Source organism: Bacteroidales bacterium, assembly GCA_012517825.1.
In the GTDB taxonomy this organism is placed as follows: Bacteria; Bacteroidota; Bacteroidia; order Bacteroidales; family JAAYUG01; genus JAAYUG01.
The window spans coordinates 1-5,196 of the sequence record JAAYUG010000193.1 but is presented as its reverse complement, the minus strand read 5'-3'; the positions used below and the strand labels follow the sequence as shown (position 1 = coordinate 5,196).

4 protein-coding genes and 1 tRNA gene are annotated in these 5,196 nt (G+C 47.0%); 1 reads left to right on the top strand and 4 read right to left on the bottom strand.

The annotated features are described in order from the left end of the window. From GX419_13205 to GX419_13190, 4 genes are all read right to left on the bottom strand, one after another. The coding region (locus GX419_13205; GenBank protein ID NLI25653.1) for a S41 family peptidase at window positions 1-1,445 on the bottom strand (1,445 nt) is incomplete at its 3' end. 4 nt (window positions 1,446-1,449) lie between these two features. Then, entirely contained in the window at window positions 1,450-1,896 is a 447-nt protein-coding gene (locus tag GX419_13200) for a dCMP deaminase family protein (GenBank protein ID NLI25652.1), read from the bottom strand. Between the two features lie 152 nt (window positions 1,897-2,048). Beyond that, window positions 2,049-2,131, bottom strand: a tRNA-Leu gene (locus GX419_13195). 51 nt (window positions 2,132-2,182) lie between these two features. Further along, window positions 2,183-4,102, bottom strand: coding sequence for a 1-deoxy-D-xylulose-5-phosphate synthase (locus tag GX419_13190; protein ID NLI25651.1), 1,920 nt, complete (start codon window positions 4,100-4,102; stop codon window positions 2,183-2,185). Window positions 4,103-4,246: 144 nt separating this feature from the next. Between GX419_13190 and GX419_13185 the strand changes: the two genes are divergently transcribed. After that, on the top strand, window positions 4,247-5,196 hold a 950-nt coding region (locus GX419_13185; GenBank protein ID NLI25650.1), incomplete at its 3' end, for an OmpA family protein.

Genomic DNA, 5,196 nt, shown 5'->3' with positions numbered 1-5,196 from the left:
GTAATACCCTGGCTGTTAACATATTTCAAAAAATCTCCGAAAACATTTTTCTTATCAAGATAATCGAGAAGGGCATTGACGGATTTGCATTTTTCAAGATCCCGGCGATGATCATCCGTGTATTTAAAAGCAAAAGAATAGGTCAGCCCTTTGCTTCTTACCTGGGTAAACCAGGGAGTAATTCCGGACGTATCAAGGGGAACAAAAACATCAGGCATAATTCCTCCGCCGCCATAAACAATTTTCCCTTTGGGTGTGCGGTACTTCAGGCTGTCAGGAAAGGGAGCACTGTCAGGTTTGCTGAGTTCTCCGCGGTTGTAGCGGTCCATCAATTCATGGTAATAGGCTTCCGTTCCGTCGCGGTATGGCTTCTGAATGCATCGTCCCGTAGGGGTATAATAGCGTGCCACTGTAAGCCGCAGGGCGGAACCATCCGGAAGGGGGATCTGCTCCTGAACGAGTCCTTTTCCAAATGAGCGCCGGCCTACAATGGTACCCCTGTCATTGTCCTGAATAGCCCCTGCAAGAATTTCACTTGCGGAAGCCGACCATTCATCAATTAATACAATAACGCCATCGGAAACACATACTCCGCCGGGACGTGCTTTTACTACTGAACGCGGACGCTGCCTGCCCTGGGTAAAAACGATCATTTCATTATCGCCGAGAAATTCATCCGCCACCGATGTAGCCGATTCCATATATCCTCCTCCGTTCCCTCTCAGATCAATAATGATTCTATTCATACCCTGTTTATGGAGCTTCTCAGCGGCACTGACAAATTCCTCATGGGTAGTGCGCGAAAAACTGCTTATTTTTATATATCCTGTTGAGGAGGTAAGCATGTAAGCCGCATCAACACTATAGATAGGAATCTGATCCCGCGTAATTTCAAAATCAAGAAGTCCGGGGACTCCTCTTCGCAGAATACTGACCTTGACTCTGGTTCCCCTTGGCCCTCTGAGCTTCTTCATTATTTTATCCGTGCCAAGCTTTACCCCGGCAACCAGAGTGTCATTTATTTTAATGATCCGGTCCCCTGGTCGGATTCCCACACGTTCGGAAGGACCATTGGCAACCGTAAGAATGATGGCAACCGTATCATTCTGCATATTGAACTGCACGCCAATTCCGCTGAAATTCCCTTCCAGAGGCTCATTTACAGCCTGAAGCTCCGAGGCCGGAATGTAGACGGAATGCGGGTCAAGGTCATTCAGAAGAGCTCTGATGGCATCTTCGGTCAGCTTTTCTTTGTTAACCGTATCAACATATTCTCCCAGAATATAACTCATTACAGTACCGATCTTATCGGTACGGGGATAAATAAGATACTGGCTTCTGTCAGACCGCGACCGTATGTTGATGCCCAGCAGAATTCCTCCCCCGAGCATGATGGCCAGTAACAAAGGAAGAAGAACGGATACCCGGTTGTTTTTATGTTCCATAAAATTACAAAAGTATATGTACTACTTCAATTCCGGCTCTTTCCAGCAACCGGATTCCATCTTCATTAGGATATTTCTCCGAAAAAACCACCCGTCTGATGCCTGACTGAATGATCAGCTTTGCACATTCCATGCAGGGGGAACAGGTTACATAAAGGGTTGCATTTTCGCTGCTGTTGTTCGATTTTGCCACCTTGGTGATGGCATTCGCCTCGGCGTGCAAAACGTAGGGTTTGGTATGAAAGGTTTCATCCTCGCATACATTTTCAAACCCTTCAGGCGTCCCATTATATCCGTCTGAAATGATCATCCTGCCTTTTACAATCAGGGCACCTACCTGGCGGCGCTTGCAATAGCTGTTCTGACCCCAGATACGGGCCATTTCGAGATACCTCCTGTCAAACTGCAACTGCTTGTCGCCGTAAGGTCGTATCGGATCTTTTTCTGCCATACCGTCCATATTTTAAAAAAATCACAGCGTTGCAAGATCTTTTGACTGTAAACGCTGCTCAGATCAATGATCAACCCCCCAATGTAACAAGGATTTTTCAACCGCCCTCTCTGCACATTGCGCCAAAAACAAAAAGGTTCTCAAAAAAGCTGTACCCGGAGCCGGAATCGAACCGGCAAGGGAAAATCCCACTGGTTTTTGAGACCAGCGCGTCTACCTGTTCCGCCATCCGGGCAGTTTTACAAAGAACTCAGGGTGTGCGAAAATACAATTTTTTTAAAAAGAGTCAGCTTACTTTCTGCAGGATTTTTCCTATGAGCATCTTTTTAATAACAGCAGCAATACTATCGGCATCGTACCCGCATTCCTTCCATAATTCAGGCTGAGTGCCATGCTCAATAAAACGGTCAGGGATTCCCAGACGTATTACCTGCGCTGTTATTCCTTCATCGGCCATAAATTCAAGTACAGCACTTCCGAAACCTCCCGCAAGGACACCGTCTTCAACAGTAATTATCCGTTTATGCCGTTGAAAAATATGCCGCAAAAGTTCCTTGTCAAGCGGCTTAAGGAAACGGAGATCATAATGGGAAAAATGAATCCCTTCTTCCGACAGCTTCCGGGCGGCCTCCCGCACAAAATTCCCCGGATGCCCGAGGGAGAGCACTGCCAGTCCTTCTGCTTCTTCAATAATCCGTCCCTTCCCTATTGGTATTTCCTGAAAGGCTCCCCGCCAGTGGGCGTGAACTCCTTTCCCTCTCGGGTAGCGTATAGCAAATGGACCCTGGGGTTGAAGCTGTGCCGTATACATCAGGTTCCGCAATTCAATTTCATCCATCGGAGCCGCAACAATCACATTGGGAATGCATCGCAAATAAGCCAGATCAAAGGCACCGTGGTGGGTGGCACCATCGTCTCCTACGAGCCCGGCCCGGTCAAGGCATAAAACAACGGGAAGATTCTGAATGGCAACATCATGAATCACCTGATCATAGGCTCTCTGCATAAAAGTTGAATAGATGTTGCAGAAGGGGATAAGCCCCTGTGTGGCTAAACCGGCAGAAAAGGTTACAGCATGCTGCTCGGCTATGCCCACATCATATACACGGTCAGGGAATTGTTCCATGGCAATATTCATGGAACAGCCTGTTGGCATAGCAGGCGTTATCCCGATCACTTTGCTGTTTTGTTCCATCAGCTCAAGAAGAGTAAGCCCGAATACATCCTGATACCGGGGAGGTTCCGCTTCGGTACCTTTCGCAGAAAGAAATTCACCTGTCTTCCTGTCAAAACGGCCGGGTGAATGAAAAGCCGTTTGGTTCTCTTCTGCCCTGGGAAATCCCTTTCCTTTCTTTGTAAGTACATGCAGAAGTTTAGGCCCTTTAATAGTTTTCAGGTCCTGCAGAACTTCAGTAAGATGAACAACATCATGCCCGTCAACAGGACCGAAATAACGAAAATTCAATGCTTCAAAAAGATTGCTCTGTTTGAGAAAAAGGGCCTTCAGTGATGCTTCAATCTTCTGAACATACTGTCGGGCAAACGGAGCCATGCGACCCAGTTTTCCCAGCATGTCCCACACCTCATCCCGGAACCTGTTGTATGTTTTCGATGTCGTAATATCAAGCAGATAGTCTTTCAGGGCACCCACGTTGGGATCAATGGACATGTTGTTGTCGTTGAGAATGACCAGCATGTTGGGATGCAGAGTGCCTGCATTGTTCAATCCTTCAAAGGCCATGCCTCCTGTAAGACTTCCATCTCCTATTACTGCAATGACATTGGCTTCGTCCCGGCTGTTGTACCTGAGCCCCATGGCAATCCCTAAAGCGGCCGATATGGAAGTTGATGAGTGCCCGGTACCAAAAACATCATACGGACTTTCATCCCGCCTGGGAAACCCACTGATACCCCCATACTTGCGGTTGGTATGGAAAACTTCCCTTCGTCCGGTGAGAATCTTATGCCCGTATGCCTGATGACCAACATCCCAGATAATTTTGTCGTGAGGAACATCAAAAACATAGTGCAGGGCAACCGTAAGTTCTACCGTCCCCAGGTTGGCTCCCAGATGGCCCGGATTCTCACAGACAATATCGATGATGAATTCACGCAACTCATGACATACCTGAATTAATTCTTCAGGAGTAAGTTTTTTCAGATCATCCGGGTAAAAAATTCTCTCCAGTAAAGGATAATGAGCCATACAGAATAAATGTGCACAAAGGTAGATATTTCTATGAACATGTTCAACGTTCTGGGGTCATCTGGCATCTCCCTGCATTCGCTCAGACCCTGCTTCGTAATGCATTGCATCTTTTGCAGTATATTTGCCGTAAAAATACCGCCAATGAAAAGACAGCATATTGTATTACTGATTATTGCATTATTTTCTCTCGGATCGTGCGTGACCATGAAAAAATTTAACGATCTGGAAAAAAAATGTACGACCGAAACGGAACAACTCAAGCAGGAAAACGAGCAATTATCAGTACAGGCCCGTGAACTGAAGTTTAAAGTTCAGCAGATGGAAGAAAAAATCAGGTCTCTGGCATCTGACAGCGCCGATCTGATGCAGCAGCTTGAAATGCTAAGAAAAAACTACAACCAGCTGGACCGTGCCTATAACGAACTGCAGGCAGCACAGGAAGAACTTCTGAAAGGAAATGAACGGGAAACAGCCCGTCTGCTGAAAAAGCTGCAGGCTTCGCAGGAAGAACTGACTGACAGGGAAAACAGGCTGAAAACGCTCGAACGCGATCTTCAGGAAAAGAAAATGATTCTTGACCGCATGGCCGTGGAACTCGATCAGAGAAACGCCCGGATGAAAGAACTCGAGACCATTCTTTACCGTAAAGATTCAACCGTCAAGGCGTTGAAAAACAAGGTCAGCGATGCCCTTCTCGGATTTGAAAAAGAAGGCCTTTCAGTTAATATCCGCAACGGGAAAGTATATGTCTCGCTCGAGGAAAAACTGTTGTTTCAAAGCGGCAGTACAGAGGTTGACCCCCGCGGTATAGCAGCGCTGAAAAGACTGGCAAAGGTACTGGAGCAAAATCCCGATATCAATATAACCATCGAAGGCCATACAGATGATGTTCCGGTCATACCCTCTGCCTCCATACGCGATAACTGGGACCTCAGCGTAAAGCGGGCTACAGCTATTGTGCGAATATTACTGGATGGTACAAAAATTGATCCCCGTCGCCTCACTGCCAGCGGCAGAGGAGAATTTATGCCCGTCGATCCGGCCAAAACCAAAGAGGCCCGGCAAAAAAACCGTCGTACCGAAATCATTCT

Excerpts from the sequence above, each read along its gene's own strand:
- GX419_13200 (NLI25652.1), bottom strand. The coding sequence starts at position 1,896 with ATGGCAGAAAAAGATCCGATACGACCTTACGGCGACAAGCAGTTGCAG.
- GX419_13190 (NLI25651.1), bottom strand. The coding sequence starts at position 4,102 with ATGGCTCATTATCCTTTACTGGAGAGAATTTTTTACCCGGATGATCTG.